General features: G+C 41.6%; 22 protein-coding genes. 21 read left to right on the top strand and 1 reads right to left on the bottom strand.

Annotated features, from left to right (window positions below; all coding sequences use genetic code 11):
- Positions 1-3: 3 nt before the first annotated feature.
- Entirely contained in the window at positions 4-3,255 is a 3,252-nt protein-coding gene (locus ACZ41C_RS11165) for a SusC/RagA family TonB-linked outer membrane protein (RefSeq protein WP_464561457.1), read from the bottom strand.
- A gap of 403 nt (positions 3,256-3,658) precedes the next feature.
- Here ACZ41C_RS11165 and rpsL point away from each other — a divergent pair, with 403 nt between their 5' ends.
- The 21 genes from rpsL to rplR all read left to right on the top strand — a co-directional run bounded on the left by rpsL (position 3,659) and on the right by rplR (position 14,859).
- The gene (rpsL, locus tag ACZ41C_RS11170; RefSeq protein ID WP_027078345.1) at positions 3,659-4,033 is read left to right on the top strand and encodes a 30S ribosomal protein S12; all 375 of its coding nucleotides are present in this window, start codon (positions 3,659-3,661) and stop codon (positions 4,031-4,033) included.
- A 23-nt stretch (positions 4,034-4,056) separates the two neighbouring features.
- Positions 4,057-4,533 carry a 30S ribosomal protein S7 gene (rpsG, locus tag ACZ41C_RS11175; RefSeq protein ID WP_138259108.1) on the top strand — a complete coding sequence of 159 codons (477 nt, stop codon included), beginning with the start codon at positions 4,057-4,059 and terminating at the stop codon, positions 4,531-4,533.
- Positions 4,534-4,541: 8 nt separating this feature from the next.
- Positions 4,542-6,671: an elongation factor G gene (gene fusA, locus ACZ41C_RS11180; protein WP_138259109.1), complete on the top strand. Its 2,130-nt coding sequence runs from the start codon at positions 4,542-4,544 to the stop codon at positions 6,669-6,671.
- A 9-nt stretch (positions 6,672-6,680) separates the two neighbouring features.
- Entirely contained in the window at positions 6,681-6,986 is a 306-nt protein-coding gene (gene rpsJ, locus ACZ41C_RS11185) for a 30S ribosomal protein S10 (RefSeq protein WP_007094989.1), read from the top strand.
- Positions 6,987-7,211: 225 nt separating this feature from the next.
- Positions 7,212-7,835: a 50S ribosomal protein L3 gene (gene rplC, locus ACZ41C_RS11190; protein ID WP_138259110.1), complete on the top strand. Its 624-nt coding sequence runs from the start codon at positions 7,212-7,214 to the stop codon at positions 7,833-7,835.
- On the top strand, positions 7,835-8,467 hold the full coding sequence (gene rplD, locus ACZ41C_RS11195; RefSeq protein WP_138259111.1) for a 50S ribosomal protein L4: 633 nt from the start codon (positions 7,835-7,837) through the stop codon (positions 8,465-8,467). Before rplC ends, rplD begins: the two co-directional genes overlap by 1 nt.
- A 4-nt stretch (positions 8,468-8,471) precedes the next feature.
- Complete coding sequence (gene rplW / locus ACZ41C_RS11200; RefSeq protein WP_138259112.1) at positions 8,472-8,762, top strand: 50S ribosomal protein L23; 291 nt, start codon at positions 8,472-8,474, stop codon at positions 8,760-8,762.
- 9 nt (positions 8,763-8,771) lie between these two features.
- Positions 8,772-9,596: a 50S ribosomal protein L2 gene (rplB, locus tag ACZ41C_RS11205; protein ID WP_138259113.1), complete on the top strand. Its 825-nt coding sequence runs from the start codon at positions 8,772-8,774 to the stop codon at positions 9,594-9,596.
- 13 nt (positions 9,597-9,609) lie between these two features.
- Positions 9,610-9,888, top strand: a complete 279-nt coding sequence (rpsS, locus tag ACZ41C_RS11210; RefSeq protein ID WP_138259114.1) for a 30S ribosomal protein S19 — start codon at positions 9,610-9,612, stop codon at positions 9,886-9,888.
- Between the two features lie 3 nt (positions 9,889-9,891).
- Positions 9,892-10,299, top strand: coding sequence for a 50S ribosomal protein L22 (gene rplV, locus ACZ41C_RS11215; protein WP_138259115.1), 408 nt, complete (start codon positions 9,892-9,894; stop codon positions 10,297-10,299).
- 1 nt (position 10,300) lies between these two features.
- A complete protein-coding gene (gene rpsC, locus ACZ41C_RS11220; protein WP_138259116.1) occupies positions 10,301-11,020 on the top strand; it encodes a 30S ribosomal protein S3 in 720 nt (239 codons plus the stop codon).
- A 21-nt stretch (positions 11,021-11,041) separates the two neighbouring features.
- The gene (gene rplP, locus ACZ41C_RS11225) at positions 11,042-11,467 is read left to right on the top strand and encodes a 50S ribosomal protein L16 (RefSeq protein WP_138259117.1); all 426 of its coding nucleotides are present in this window, start codon (positions 11,042-11,044) and stop codon (positions 11,465-11,467) included.
- A gap of 12 nt (positions 11,468-11,479) precedes the next feature.
- Complete coding sequence (rpmC, locus tag ACZ41C_RS11230; protein WP_094996004.1) at positions 11,480-11,671, top strand: 50S ribosomal protein L29; 192 nt, start codon at positions 11,480-11,482, stop codon at positions 11,669-11,671.
- A gap of 13 nt (positions 11,672-11,684) precedes the next feature.
- Positions 11,685-11,942: a 30S ribosomal protein S17 gene (rpsQ, locus tag ACZ41C_RS11235; protein ID WP_094996003.1), complete on the top strand. Its 258-nt coding sequence runs from the start codon at positions 11,685-11,687 to the stop codon at positions 11,940-11,942.
- Between the two features lie 3 nt (positions 11,943-11,945).
- The gene (gene rplN / locus ACZ41C_RS11240; RefSeq protein ID WP_027064819.1) at positions 11,946-12,314 is read left to right on the top strand and encodes a 50S ribosomal protein L14; all 369 of its coding nucleotides are present in this window, start codon (positions 11,946-11,948) and stop codon (positions 12,312-12,314) included.
- 13 nt (positions 12,315-12,327) lie between these two features.
- Entirely contained in the window at positions 12,328-12,642 is a 315-nt protein-coding gene (rplX, locus tag ACZ41C_RS11245; RefSeq protein WP_138259118.1) for a 50S ribosomal protein L24, read from the top strand.
- A 2-nt stretch (positions 12,643-12,644) separates the two neighbouring features.
- A complete protein-coding gene (gene rplE, locus ACZ41C_RS11250; protein WP_094996001.1) occupies positions 12,645-13,196 on the top strand; it encodes a 50S ribosomal protein L5 in 552 nt (183 codons plus the stop codon).
- A 1-nt stretch (position 13,197) separates the two neighbouring features.
- Positions 13,198-13,467 carry a 30S ribosomal protein S14 gene (gene rpsN, locus ACZ41C_RS11255; protein WP_464561468.1) on the top strand — a complete coding sequence of 90 codons (270 nt, stop codon included), beginning with the start codon at positions 13,198-13,200 and terminating at the stop codon, positions 13,465-13,467.
- A gap of 65 nt (positions 13,468-13,532) precedes the next feature.
- Positions 13,533-13,931 carry a 30S ribosomal protein S8 gene (gene rpsH, locus ACZ41C_RS11260; protein WP_138259120.1) on the top strand — a complete coding sequence of 133 codons (399 nt, stop codon included), beginning with the start codon at positions 13,533-13,535 and terminating at the stop codon, positions 13,929-13,931.
- A gap of 18 nt (positions 13,932-13,949) precedes the next feature.
- On the top strand, positions 13,950-14,492 hold the full coding sequence (gene rplF, locus ACZ41C_RS11265) for a 50S ribosomal protein L6 (RefSeq protein ID WP_138259121.1): 543 nt from the start codon (positions 13,950-13,952) through the stop codon (positions 14,490-14,492).
- A gap of 10 nt (positions 14,493-14,502) precedes the next feature.
- A complete protein-coding gene (rplR, locus tag ACZ41C_RS11270) occupies positions 14,503-14,859 on the top strand; it encodes a 50S ribosomal protein L18 (RefSeq protein ID WP_138259122.1) in 357 nt (118 codons plus the stop codon).
- The last annotated feature ends 5 nt before the right edge of the window (positions 14,860-14,864 follow it).

The raw sequence follows: 14,864 nt of genomic DNA on the forward strand, positions 1-14,864 counted from the left end.
TAATTAAAAGGATGCAGTCACTGTCAATCCATACCTGCGGCTACTTGGCCCGTTCAAGAAATCGAAGCCCCTTGCATTTCCGATACCTGCACCAGCTACGTTGGGGTCAAAATTGGCACCATCTGGCATGTTATAGGCATCGTACCAAAGGTTGAACCCTTGTACGGTAAAGCCCAGCTTGCTGAACGGTGTCCTATCTAGGTACTTGCTAGGTAGGTTATATGTTAGGGAAACCTCTTGCAATCTAATTACAGAAGCATCGTATACTTGTAATTCGGTAGGACCGAACAAGACGTTGCTAAAGAAATACTGCGAGTTGTTGATCTGCAAATCATTGGGTTGTCCCGTGGCCTGTCTGATGCCCGGTAAGATATAGGTATTCTCCCTATTTACGGTTTCCTTTATCAATCCCCGGCCTTGCAATAAGGCTACGGTATTGGCAACCATGTCACCTCCTGCGGTATGGCTTATCTGGAAGCCCAACCTCCAGTTTTTATAACTTAGAGTATTTATAAAGTTCATCACGTAATCCGGTACCGCATCCCCGATAATTGGCACGTTTCCATCAGCATCTACCTGAGTGGTAATATAGTTACCGGCCTCATCTATAAGTAAGTTTCCACTGGCATCACGAGCAACGGCATTACCTACGATACTTCCAAGAGACTCTCCCTTAATTGCGGCGTTACCCCCAATATCCAAATCCGTGGAACCGGCATAGATGATGATATCCTGCTCTTGTTCCTCAACTGTCTCTTTGTTAGAGAAGAAATTCACGTTGGATTTCCAGCTAAAACCATCAGGGTTTCTAAAGATATCCACACCCAAATCCGCTTCGTATCCGATGTTGCTGATCTGGCCTATGTTACTTTGTGTAAAGGTGAAGCCAGTTGAGGGAGAAAGTGGCTCACGCACAATTAGGTCATCCGTAGTCCTGTTATAATAGGTGAAGTCCAAGGATACCCTGTTTTGGAATAAACGTGTTTCTAAACCAAGCTCGAATTCCTTCAACAACTCGGGCTTTAAATTTGGATTTGCCTTAAAGTTCGCGATTTGGTTGGTCGTTACACCACCATCCTCACCGTACACCAAGGTATTCTGTTCTGCAATACTCAAGGTAGGGTATCCAGTTGGGAAATTAGCGGAAGTACCGTAACCAGCCCGTAACTTCATGTAGTTGATTCCTTTTTCAGAACGTAGGCCTGTAAAAGCTGCCGTTGGGATAAAGGATAAACTCGCCCCTGGATAGGTTAAACTTCTATTTTCGGTAATCAAGTTACTTACCCAGTCCGTTCTACTACTTACGTTTAGGAACAGGAAGTTGTCATAATCAAAGCTCACATCCCCAAAGACACCTACGATATTTCTTTTTTGGCTTCTTTGGATCGGTTGCTGGTTCAAGTAGTTATAGTGGCGCTTGATACCGTACACGATCTGTCCTATACTGGAAACACCCTGTCTGTCAAAGAAATCGGAACGAGCGTTGGCACCTACGTTGAACGTCATGCCTATTTTTTCACTTAAGTCGTAATTACCGCTTAATGAGGCAAAGTGGTCCCAGATGGTGTTGTTGTTGTCATAGGTATCCAAGAATCCAAAAATATCACTCTGCTGGTCCACACCACCTTTATTTGAGGCGTTTTCGTTGCGTTCGTTATAGAAATCTAGACCGGTACGCCATGTAGCGGCCAAATTGTCATTGATGTCATAAGTCAATGAAGCATTCCAAAATACCCTGTTGGTCAATTGGCGGTTGGTCACGTTCTTGGCCAACCATCTCGGGTTCACAATATCGTTCCCGTTACGGTAGTAGACACTTCCACCGGTAATTGGGTTTTCGAAAGGTAAGCCCATCAAATCAACACTGATCGGGGTGAACATTACGTGTCCATAAACAGATACGCCACTTACACCACCGTTACCCAAACTAGCGGCAATCGGAGGAGATTTGTAATCAGTGCGCGCATAGTTCATGGTGGCCGCAATCGTAAATTTATTGGATAGTTTTGACCTACCACCAACCGAGAAGTTCATCCTATTTGTAGAGTTCCCAGGAGTAAAGCCAATATCGTTCAAATATCCAAGGTTTGCGTTGTAGGTGGTATTCCCATCCTCTGAGGCCCCCTGGAAGTTTACCGAGGTATTGGTGGCATATCCGGGTTTGAAGAAATTCTTGACAGATTCGTATGGCTGCCAAGCATATCTTGCCCCCTGTAACTCTGGGAATGCGGCCCTAGTAGCGGCTACGGCAGTCGTGGAATAGGGATGTTCCAAGGTTCCGTTCTCGTCTATCAAGGCCTGTCTCCCCCATCCGGAAACACCGTCTTCATCAAAACTGGGTCCCCAGTTACTGAAGAACCAACCAAATTGCTGGTCAAATCCATTTCCATATTGGAACTGATAATCCGGTAAGGACGCGAACTCGTTAACAAAATAAGACTGGTTGACAGTAATTTCATTTTTTTTAGATCCTCCAGTACCCGCACCAGCTTTCGTGGTAATCAATATAACCCCGTTCTTACCAAGTGTACCGTATAAAGTGGTAGCGGCAAGACCTTTCAACACTTCTACATTGGCAATGTTGTTTGGGTCTATGTCCAAAAACCTTGAAGAACCCGTGTTTCCACTAAGGAACGCTGGATTAGATGGGTCATTGGCATCGGCACTGGTTCCTACGTTGGTGTCATTACTAAAGGGGACACCGTCCACGATAAAAAGTGCTTGGTTACTCCCGCTAAATGAACTTAGACCACGAATGGTTACGTTCGTAGCGGAGCCAGACATACCACCTGCAGCGGTGATATTGACCCCGGCAGCTTTACCCGCCAAGATACGGGCAACGTCACCTTCGGTCCTGTTTTCAATGGATTCCGCCCCAACAGAGGTCACGGCATAACCCAAAGCTTTTTTCTCCCTTTTGATCCCTTGACCTGTCACTACAACCTCTTCTAGGGCTTGGGCATCCTCCTGCATCTGTACATTAAGGGTGTTAGATGCGCCAACGGTCTGCTTTATCTCGCGCATACCTATGTAGGTAAAGGCAAGGGTTTGTCCAGCACTCGCAGTGATACTGTAATTTCCATCAAAATCAGTTTGGGTACCCGTAGTTGTGCCTTCAACCACAATGTTTACACCAGGGAGAGGTAAGCCATCCTGGTCTGTAACCGTACCGGAAACTGTTTTTTCTTGTGCATAGGATATATGCACAATCAACGCTAATAATAGCGTCAACAATCCATTTAGTTTTGTTCTCATTTTTTAATTATTTGAATTAGCTAGCAGCAAAAATCACAAAATGGCGTTAATAATCCAAGTGAATTTTAATAAAACTTTAAGAAGTAGAAGGATTCTTAGGAGTTATAGATTAAACACTATTGGGATTTTATATAATGTAATATAACAGCTCGAATTATGAGAATTCCATAATTCTTTTGAACTCACCGTGTGATAAATAGTCGAAATAATTTTAGGATTTTTAGTAATCTTCTAATTGTTTTGTTTTTCTTCTTAAGTGTTGGGCTCGGCAAGGAGGTCATGATTTTTAAGGGGTTTAAAAAAGTTTCCAAAATTATTGGCTTGTGGTTTGTTTTAAAGTTAAATATCACTACATTTGCCGACCCTTAAATAAAGGGTAGTTTTTTATACATATTTATATAGTATGCCAACAATTTCACAATTAGTACGAACAGGAAGGGCCACAATTACCAAGAAGAGTAAATCGGCTGCTTTGGATTCGTGTCCTCAAAGAAGGGGGGTATGTACTCGAGTATATACTACAACTCCTAAAAAGCCAAACTCGGCAATGCGTAAAGTTGCAAGGGTGAGGTTGACAAACGGGAAAGAGGTGAACGCCTACATTCCTGGTGAGGGTCACAATTTGCAAGAGCACTCGATAGTATTGGTAAGAGGCGGAAGAGTTAAGGATTTGCCAGGGGTTAGATATCATATCGTTCGTGGAGCATTGGACACAGCAGGTGTGGCCGGTAGAACACAACGTAGATCTAAATATGGTGCTAAACGTCCTAAAAAGTAAATAACACTTTTTAATAAGAAGTAATGAGAAAAAGACAGGCAAAGAAAAGACCACTTTTACCAGATCCAAGGTTTAACGACCAGTTGGTGACCAGATTTGTCAACATGATGATGTGGGACGGTAAGAAATCTGTGGCGTTCAGTGTTTTTTACGATGCTATCGATATCGTTGAGGCCAAGAAAACAGATGACGAAAAATCAGCTTTAGAGCTGTGGAAGGATGCTTTGAGCAATGTGATGCCCCATGTGGAGGTAAGAAGTAGAAGGGTAGGAGGTGCAACTTTTCAAATACCGATGCAAATTCGTCCAGACAGAAAGATTTCAACAGCTATGAAGTGGTTGATAAGCTATGCGCGAAAACGAAACGAGAAAGGGATGTCCCAGAAACTGGCCGCCGAAATTTTAGCAGCTGCGAAGGAAGAAGGTGCAGCTGTTAAGAAAAGGGTGGATACCCATAAAATGGCGGAAGCGAATAAAGCATTTTCCCACTTTAGATTTTAATCAGAGAAATGGCAAGAGATTTAAAATTAACGAGAAACATAGGAATTGCTGCGCATATAGATGCGGGTAAAACAACAACTACGGAACGTATCCTTTTTTATACAGGCGTTAGCCATAAGATTGGTGAAGTTCATGACGGTGCCGCTACGATGGACTGGATGGAGCAGGAGCAGGAGCGTGGTATAACTATTACTTCTGCTGCTACTACGTGTGAATGGGTTTTTCCTCGAGTTAATGGAGAGCCAACTGAGGACTCAAATAGTTATCATTTTAATATAATAGATACTCCGGGCCACGTGGATTTCACTGTGGAGGTTAACAGGTCTTTGCGTGTATTGGATGGTTTGGTTTTCTTGTTTAGTGCAGTTGATGGTGTTGAGCCCCAATCTGAAACTAACTGGAGGCTAGCTGATAATTACAAGGTTCCTAGAATTGGATTTGTGAATAAAATGGACCGTCAAGGTTCGAATTTCCTTGCAGTGTGTAACCAAGTGAAAGAAATGTTAGGTTCAAATGCTGTTCCTATTGTTCTGCCAATTGGTGAGGAAGCAGATTTTAAAGGAATTGTCGACTTGGCCAAAAACCGTGCAATCGTTTGGCATGAGGATAACTTTGGATCAACTTTCGATGTCATCGATATTCCTGAGGATATGCAGGCCGAAGTCAAAGAATATAGGGCCGCCTTGATCGAAGCCGTTGCGGAATATGATGAAGAGTTGATGGAGAAGTTCTTCGAGGATGAGGAATCAATCACGGAGGAGGAAGTTCACGCTGCTTTAAGGGCTGCCGTAATGGATAGGGCCATTATTCCCATGATTTGTGGTTCTTCCTTTAAAAATAAAGGTGTCCAATTCTTGTTGGATGCAGTATGTAGGTATTTACCATCTCCTTTAGATAAGGATGCCATTGAAGGTACGAATCCTGATACTGGCGCTATAATTACCCGTAAGCCGGATGTAAAGGAGCCTTTTGCCGCTTTGGCATTTAAAATAGCTACCGACCCTTTTGTAGGTCGCTTAGCTTTCTTCAGAACATATTCAGGTAGATTGGAGGCAGGTTCTTATATATTGAACAATAGATCGGGAAAGAAAGAACGTATATCCCGTATCTATCAGATGCATTCCAATAAGCAAAATGCAATCGATTTTATCGAGGCTGGGGATATCGGGGCAGCGGTTGGTTTTAAAGATATTAAGACTGGTGATACAATGTCAGATGAAAAGCATCCGATTGTTCTTGAAAGTATGAACTTTCCGGATCCTGTAATCGGTATTGCTGTGGAGCCTAAAACAAAGGCAGATGTTGATAAATTGGGTATGGCCTTGGCAAAACTTGCCGAGGAAGATCCAACGTTCCAGGTGAAAACGGATGAAGCTTCAGGACAAACCATTATCTCAGGTATGGGTGAGCTTCACTTAGATATTATCGTTGACCGTCTGAGAAGGGAGTTTAAAGTAGAGGTGAACCAAGGTCAGCCACAAGTTGAGTACAAGGAGGCTATTACGAAAGCTGCAGATCATAGGGAGGTTTACAAGAAGCAATCCGGTGGTCGTGGTAAGTTTGCTGATATCGTCTTCACGATGGAGCCAGCTTCCGATGAGGAAAAAACAGGCTTGGAGTTCGTGAACGAAGTTAAAGGAGGTAATGTGCCTAAAGAATACATCCCAGCGGTTGAGAAAGGATTTAGGGAAGCCATGAAGAATGGTCCTTTGGCCGGATTTGAAATGGATAGTATGAAAGTGACTCTTAAGGATGGGTCGTTCCACCCTGTGGATTCTGATTCCCTATCCTTCGAGTTGGCAGCTAAAATGGGCTATAAGGCCGCCGCGAAAGCTGCAAGAGCTGTGTTGATGGAGCCAATTATGAAGCTGGAAGTTATTACTCCTGAAGAGAATATGGGTGATATCGTGGGTGATTTGAACCGACGAAGAGGTCAGGTAAGCAATATGTCAGACCGTGCAGGAGCCAAGGTTGTTAAGGCAACCGTACCGTTGTCTGAAATGTTTGGTTATGTTACTTCTTTAAGAACTCTTTCTTCTGGTAGGGCGACATCGACCATGGAGTTTTCACACTACGCCGAAACACCTTCCAATATATCCGAGGAGGTTATCAAGGCGGCAAAAGGTATAACAGCATAATTAAAGGTAATGAGTCAGAAAATTAGAATAAAGCTTAAGTCTTACGATCACAACTTGGTGGATAAGTCTGCTGAAAAAATCGTAAAAACGGTAAAGACTACCGGTGCTGTTGTAACGGGGCCAATTCCTTTACCAACCCATAAGAAAATATTCACAGTATTGCGTTCGCCGCACGTGAATAAAAAGTCAAGAGAGCAGTTCCAATTGAGTTCGTACAAAAGACTATTGGATATTTATAGCTCTTCATCCAAAACTATTGATGCCCTGATGAAGTTGGAACTTCCTAGCGGTGTTGAGGTAGAGATTAAGGTTTAGTAAGACTCGATTCTCTTTGTTTAAGAAGTGAATCGCTAGTCAAACAAACACTGAGTGCATACGAAGTGTCTGTGACAAAGTCAAGAGGGTTCCGAAACATTCGGAATATACATGTCCTGAGCTGCGAGCGAGGGAAAAACGGAGATAAAATAATTTCAGGGTTGAATTATTTTTGACCCTATTTTTTTGAATAGTTTTTAATAAATAGTAATTAATAAATAAAGTATGTCTGGGTTAATAGGAAAAAAAGTAGGCATGACCAGCATTTTTGACGAGAATGGAAAAAACGTTCCATGTACCGTTATTGAGGCTGGGCCATGTGTAGTTACCCAAGTCAGAACCGAAGAGGTGGACGGGTATAATGCCCTTCAACTTGGTTTCGATGACAAGGCAGAAAAGCGTGCTAACAAGGCCGAAACCGGTCACTTTAAAAAAGCAGGTGCTTCTCCCAAGAAAAAGGTCATTGAGTTCCAAGGATTTGAAGGAGAGTACAAATTAGGGGACACTCTAAGTGTTGATTTGTTTGTAGAAGGAGAATTTGTGGATGTTATTGGTACATCTAAAGGTAAAGGATTTCAAGGTGTTGTAAAAAGACACGGTTTTGGCGGTGTTGGTCAGTCAACACATGGTCAACACAACAGATTAAGGGCTCCTGGGTCCATTGGTGCAGCTTCTTATCCGGCTAGGGTTTTCAAAGGAATGAAAATGGCTGGTAGAATGGGTGGTGAAAGGGTGACCGTTCAAAACCTTAGAGTTTTAAAAGTGGTTCCGGAGAAAAACCTTTTGGTGGTAAAAGGATGTGTTCCTGGTCACAAAAATGGGTACGTAACTATTCAAAGATGGCAATAATGAAGGTAGCAGTATTAGATATTAAAGGAAAAGATACGGGTAGAAAGGCTGAGCTTTCTGACAGCGTATTCGGAATAGAGCCAAATGAACATGCCGTCTACTTGGATGTTAAGCAATTTTTGGCCCATCAAAGACAGGGTACCCATAAAGCTAAGGAACGTGGTGAAATAGCTGGGAGTACCAGAAAGATAAAGAAGCAAAAAGGAACAGGAACCGCTAGGGCAGGTAGTATCAAATCTCCTGTTTTTAGAGGCGGGGGTAGAATTTTTGGACCTAGACCTAAGGACTATTCTCAAAAACTGAATAAGAATCTTAAGCGTTTGGCAAGAAAATCTGCTTTAAGTATTAAGTCAAAGGAGAATGCAATCATAGTAGTGGAGGACTTTGATTTTGACACACCAAAGACTAAGGATTTTGTAAATGTTTTAAAGTCGTTAGGGCTAGAGAACAAAAAGTCCTTAATAGTGTTGGGCGATTCAAATAAAGGCGTATATTTGTCATCTCGTAATTTCAAGGGTTCTGATGTTGTAACCAATTCAGGGTTAAGTACTTACAAAATATTAAATGCATCAAGCGTTGTATTGTTGGAGGGCTCACTAGAAGGAATCGAATCAAATTTAAATAATAAGTAGAATCATGAGCGTGTTGATAAAACCAATTATAACGGAAAAGATGACCGCTGAAGGCGAGTTGAACAACCGTTATGGTTTCCTAGTTGATCCGAAGGCCAACAAGATTCAGATTAAGGATGCGGTGGAAGCTACTTATGGTGTTTCGGTGAAGAAAGTTAGAACGATGAATTATGGGCCATCTAGAAAGACCAGATATACAAAAACTGGTGTGCAGCATGGAAAGACAAACGCTACAAAGAAGGCAATTGTCGATGTTGTGGAAGGTGATATAATTGATTTTTACAGTAATCTATAAAGACAAGGAATGTCAGTTAGAAAATTAAAACCAATCACTCCTGGACAGCGTTTTAGAGTAGTAAATGGGTTTGACGCCATTACTGCTGATAAGCCGGAGAAGAGCTTACTTGCTCCGTTAAAAAAGTCGGGAGGTAGAAACAGTCAAGGAAAGATGACCATTCGCCAAAAGGGAGGTGGTCATAAAAGAAGGTACCGTGTAATCGATTTCAAAAGGGATAAGCAAGATGTGACGGCTATCGTAAAGTCGATTGAGTATGATCCAAATAGAACGGCATTTATTGCATTGTTGGAGTATGCTGATGGTGAGAAGAGATATGTTATTGCCCAAAATGGTTTGAAGGTTGACCAGCAGGTTTCTGCCGGTACAGGTTCTGCCCCAGAAATTGGAAATGCTTTGCCTCTCGGTGAAATTCCTTTGGGTACCATTATTTCCTGTATCGAGTTACGTCCTGGACAAGGTGCTGTGATGGCTAGGAGTGCCGGTACTTTTGCTCAGTTGATGGCAAAGGATGGGAAATTTGTAACCGTAAAAATGCCTTCTGGTGAAACAAGATTGGTTTTATCTGCTTGTATGGCTACCGTTGGTGCTGTTTCAAACTCTGATCATCAGTTGTTGGTGTCTGGTAAAGCCGGTAGAAGTAGATGGTTGGGTAGAAGGCCTAGAACAAGGCCAGTTGCTATGAACCCTGTTGATCATCCAATGGGAGGTGGTGAAGGTAGGGCTTCAGGAGGTCACCCAAGATCAAGAAATGGTGTACCTGCTAAAGGTTATAGAACTCGTTCTAAGACCAAGAGTACCAATAAGTATATAATAGAACGTAGAAAGAAATAAAAAGTAGAAAGAAATGGCACGTTCACTAAAAAAAGGACCTTACGTTCATTACAGTTTAGAAAAGAAGATTCAGGAAAGTGTTTCTTCCGGTAAGAAGTCCGTAATAAAAACATGGTCCAGGGCATCAATGATAACTCCGGATTTTGTAGGACTTACAATTGCTGTGCATAATGGGAAACAATTTGTACCTGTTTTCGTAACCGAGAACATGGTTGGACATAAATTAGGAGAATTTTCACCAACAAGGTCTTTTAGAGGTCATGCAGGTGCAAAGAATAAAGGTAAGAAGTAAGCTATGGGAGTTCGTAAAAAACAAATGGCCGAAAGAATTAAGGCTGAAAAGCAGAAAGTAGCTTTCGCTAAATTGAACAACTGTCCAACATCACCACGGAAAATGAGATTGGTTGCCGATTTAGTTCGTGGCGAGAAGGTAGAAAGGGCTTTGGCTATATTGAGATTCAATCCTAAGGAAGCTTCGAGAAAGTTGGAAAAATTGTTGTTATCCGCTTTGGCCAATTGGCAAGCCAAGAACGAGGATGCCAGTTTAGAAGACGCTGATTTGGTTGTTTCCGAAATTCGTGTGGACAGTGGGGCAATGCTCAAAAGGTTGCGTCCTGCTCCTCAAGGAAGGGCACATAGGATAAGAAAACGTTCAAACCACGTAACCTTGGTTTTAGGGTCTAATACAAATACAGAAAGCTAGAATGGGACAGAAAACAAATCCAATAGGAAATCGTCTAGGAATTATCAGGGGATGGGAGTCCAACTGGTACGGTGGAAATGATTACGGCGATAAGTTGGCAGAGGATGATAAGATTAGAAAGTATATCCATGCTAGGCTTTCTAAGGCAAGCGTTTCCAGGGTTATTATCGAAAGAACCCTTAAACTTATAACGGTTACCGTAACTACGGCAAGACCTGGAATTATAATAGGTAAAGGCGGGCAAGAGGTAGATAAGTTGAAGGAAGAGCTTAAAAAGATTACCAATAAGGAAGTCCAGATAAATATCTACGAAATTAAGAGACCTGAGTTGGATGCCAATCTTGTTGCTGCCAGTATTGCACGTCAAATCGAGAGCCGAATTTCTTTTAGGAGAGCAATTAAAATGGCGATTGCCGCTGCTATGAGGATGAATGCGGAAGGTATTAAAGTACAGATATCCGGTCGTTTGAATGGTGCGGAAATGGCACGTTCAGAATCTTACAAAGAAGGTAGAATTCCATTGTCCACTTTCAGGGCTGATATAGACTATGCTTTACAAGAAGCTCAAACCACTTATGGAAAATTGGGTATTAAGGTTTGGATTATGAAAGGTGAAGTTTATGGAAAAAGGGAACTTTCTCCATTAACTGGAATGCAAAAAGGACAGGCCTCCAAACCCGGTAAACAAGAAGGTGCAAGAAAGCCACGTCGTAGAAAGTAATAACTAAAGAAGTAGAGAAAAATGTTACAACCAAAAAGAACTAAGTTCCGAAAAATGCAGAAAGGCCGGATGAAAGGTATTGCCGGCAGAGGACATCAACTTTCTAATGGTATGTTCGGAATAAAATCTATGGACTCTTCTTTTTTGACTTCCCGTCAAATTGAAGCCGCTCGTATTGCAGCTACAAGATATATGAAAAGGGAAGGTCAACTATGGATAAAAATTTTTCCAGACAAGCCTATTACCAAAAAACCTTTGGAGGTGCGTATGGGTAAAGGAAAGGGTGCGCCTGAATACTTTGTGGCCGTTGTAAAGCCAGGTAGAGTAATGTTCGAAATTGCCGGTGTGTCAATTGACATAGCCAAAGAGGCACTTAGACTTGCGGCTCAGAAGCTACCGGTACGAACAAAATTCATTGTTGCAAGAGATTATACAGTTGACAATTAATCGTAGGAAATCATGAAAAATCAAGAAATAAAGGAGTTGTCTGTTGAAGGGCTTACGGAAAAACTTGCAGAGTATAAGAAGCAACATGCAGATTTAAAAATGGCTCATTTTGTGACTCCATTGGAAAACCCTCTTCAAATTAGAAAAGTAAGAAGAACGGTTGCAAGATTGGCTACTGAATTAACTAAAAGGGAAAACCAATAATTGGTTCTGCTTTATGGAAAAAAGAAACTTAAGAAAAGAGAGAATTGGGGTAGTAACCAGCGACAAGATGGAAAAGTCCATTGTTGTTTCTGAGGTTAAGAGAGTTAAACACCCTATGTACGGTAAGTTCGTTTTGAAAACAAAGAAATATGTTGCCCATGACGAAAAGAACGATTGCAATATCGGCGATACCGTAAAGATTATGGAGACACGTCCTATGAGCAAGACCAAGTGTTGGAGGTTAGTAGAAATCTTAGAAAGAGCCAAATAAGTTATGTTACAGCAAGAATCTAGATTAAAGGTAGCGGATAATACCGGAGCTAAGGAAGTTTTAACTATCCGTGTTCTAGGTGGTACAAAAAGAAGATACGCTTCCATTGGGGATAAAATCGTAGTTACCGTAAAGGAAGCTACTCCAAACGGAGGTATAAAAAAGGGTGCGGTTTCTACAGCCGTGGTTGTTAGGACCAAAAAGGAGGTAAGAAGACCGGATGGTTCTTATATCCGATTTGATGACAATGCATGTGTATTGTTGAATCCAGCAGGTGAAATGCGAGGTACGCGTGTTTTCGGCCCCGTAGCAAGAGAGCTAAGGGACAAGCAGTTCATGAAAATTGTTTCATTGGCCCCCGAGGTACTATAATTAGACTAGTAAAATGAAGAAGTTAAAGATAAAAACAGGAGATACGGTAAGGGTCGTTGCCGGAGACCATAAAGGTTCTGAAGGTAAGGTTATGTCCGTAAATCTTGAAAAAAATAAAGCGATTGTAGAGGGAGTGAATATGGTTTCCAAACATGAAAAACCAAGTGCACAAAACCCCCAAGGTGGTATCGTTAAAAAAGAAGCCTTGATCCATATTTCCAATTTATCGTTGATCGACTCAAAATCTGGTGAAACTACGAGAGTAGGTTACGAGGTGAGAGACGGAAAAAAGGTTAGAGTTGCCAAGAAATCAAATGAAGTAATTTAGTTATGGCTTACGTTGCAAGATTAAAGAAAGAATATAAAGACCGTATCGTAGCGGCCTTGACCGAAGAATTTGGTTACAAGAACGTAATGCAGGTTCCAAAACTCAAGAAGATTGTTGTGAGTAGGGGTGTTGGTGCTGCTGTGGCCGATAAAAAACTCATTGATCATGCTGTGGATGAGATGACAATGATTACGGGTCAAAAGGCAGTGGCTACCATGTCTAAAAAGGACGTTGCGGCTTTCAAACTAAGAAAAGGTATGCCGATAGGTGCTAAGGTGACACTGAGAGGAGACCGGATGTATGAATTTTTGGATAGATTGGTTACTTCGGCCCTTCCTAGGGTTAGGGATTTTCAAGGAATTAAGGCCACTGGTTTTGATGGACGTGGTAACTATAACCTTGGAATCACGGAGCAAATCATTTTCCCAGAGATCAATATTGATAAGATTAACAGAATCAATGGGATGGATGTGACATTTGTAACCTCTGCCGAAACGGATAAGGAAGCAAAATCATTATTAACGGAATTAGGATTACCTTTTAAAAAGAACTAGGATGGCTAAAGAATCAATGAAAGCCCGTGAGAGAAAAAGGGCAAAGGCTGTAGCTAAATATGCTGAAAAACGTAAAGCTTTAAAGGAAGCTGGAGATTATGAGGCGCTACAGAGATTGCCAAGAAATGCCTCTCCGGTACGTATGCACAACAGGTGTAAACTTACCGGAAGACCTAAAGGTTACATGAGGACTTTTGGTATCTCTAGGGTAATGTTCAGGGAAATGGCAAACCAAGGTTTGATACCTGGGGTTAAAAAAGCCAGCTGGTAAAATAAATTGAATAACTGGTTTCAGGTTTAGCAAAAGGCTAAAAACCGTCACCGAATTATATATAAATGGTAACAGATACTATAGCAGATTATCTAACAAGGATTAGAAATGCGAGTAGGGCAGGACACAGAGTTGTTGAAATCCCTGCGTCGAATTTGAAAAAGGAAATTACTAAAATATTATTCGATCAAGGATATATTTTAAGTTATAAGTTCGAGGATGACAAAGTTCAAGGTACTATAAAAATTGCCTTGAAATACGATAAATTAACCAAAGAACCTGTAATTAAGAAAATAGAGCGTATTAGTAAGCCAGGTTTGAGAAAGTATGCTTCCAACGCTAACTTGCCTAGGGTCCTCAATGGATTGGGTATTGCGATTGTTTCAACGTCACACGGTGTTATGACGAGTAAGCAAGCCAAGGCGGAGAACGTTGGTGGGGAGGTTTTATGCTACGTATATTAATAGAAAAAGAGTTAGAAGATGTCTAGAATAGGAAATAATCCGATAGCAATTCCAGAAGGCGTAACCATAGAGGTCAAGGATAAAGAAATTACCGTTAAAGGGAAATTAGGTGAATTGACTCAAGAGTTCTCTGGTGTAGATATAAAAATAGAAGACGGGCAGGCATTTGTAACAAGGCCGTCTGACTCTAAAGAGCATAAAGCAAAGCATGGTCTGTACAGAGCATTGGTATTGAATATGGTGAAGGGTGTGTCACAAGGATGGACCAAGGAATTGGAATTGGTAGGTGTAGGTTATAGAGCAAGTAACCAAGGTCAAAAACTTGATTTGGCTTTAGGTTTTTCCCACAATATTATTTTCGACTTGGCACCAGAGGTAAAAGTTGAGACCATATCAGAAAAAGGTAAGAACCCTATTGTAAAACTAACTTCACACGATAAGCAGTTGGTTGGGCACATTGCGGCGAAGATTAGATCCTTCCGTAAGCCAGAGCCTTACAAAGGAAAAGGTGTCAAATTTGTTGGTGAACAATTAAGAAGAAAAGCAGGTAAATCGGCTTAATAAAAGTATTATGGGATTATCAAAAACACAAAGAAAGTATAGAATTCGAAGGAGAATCCGCAAGGTTTCCAATGGAACTGCCGAAAGGCCAAGATTATCCGTCTTTAGAAGCAACAGCGAAATCTATGCACAATTGATAGATGATGTGAAAGGTGTTACTTTGGCGGCTGCTTCCTCCAGAGACAAGGATATCGCATCGGCAAAAGGAAACAAAACGGAAATTGCTGCTCTTGTAGGTAAGGCGATTGCCGAAAAATCTAAGGCTGCCGGTATAGAAAAGGTAGCTTTTGATAGGGGCGGAAACCTTTACCATGGAAGGGTTAAGTCCTTGGCAGAGGGTGCAAGGGAAGCAGGTTTAAAATTCTAAATAAG

The sequence above is a fragment of the Maribacter sp. C-4077 genome, from assembly GCF_055378385.1.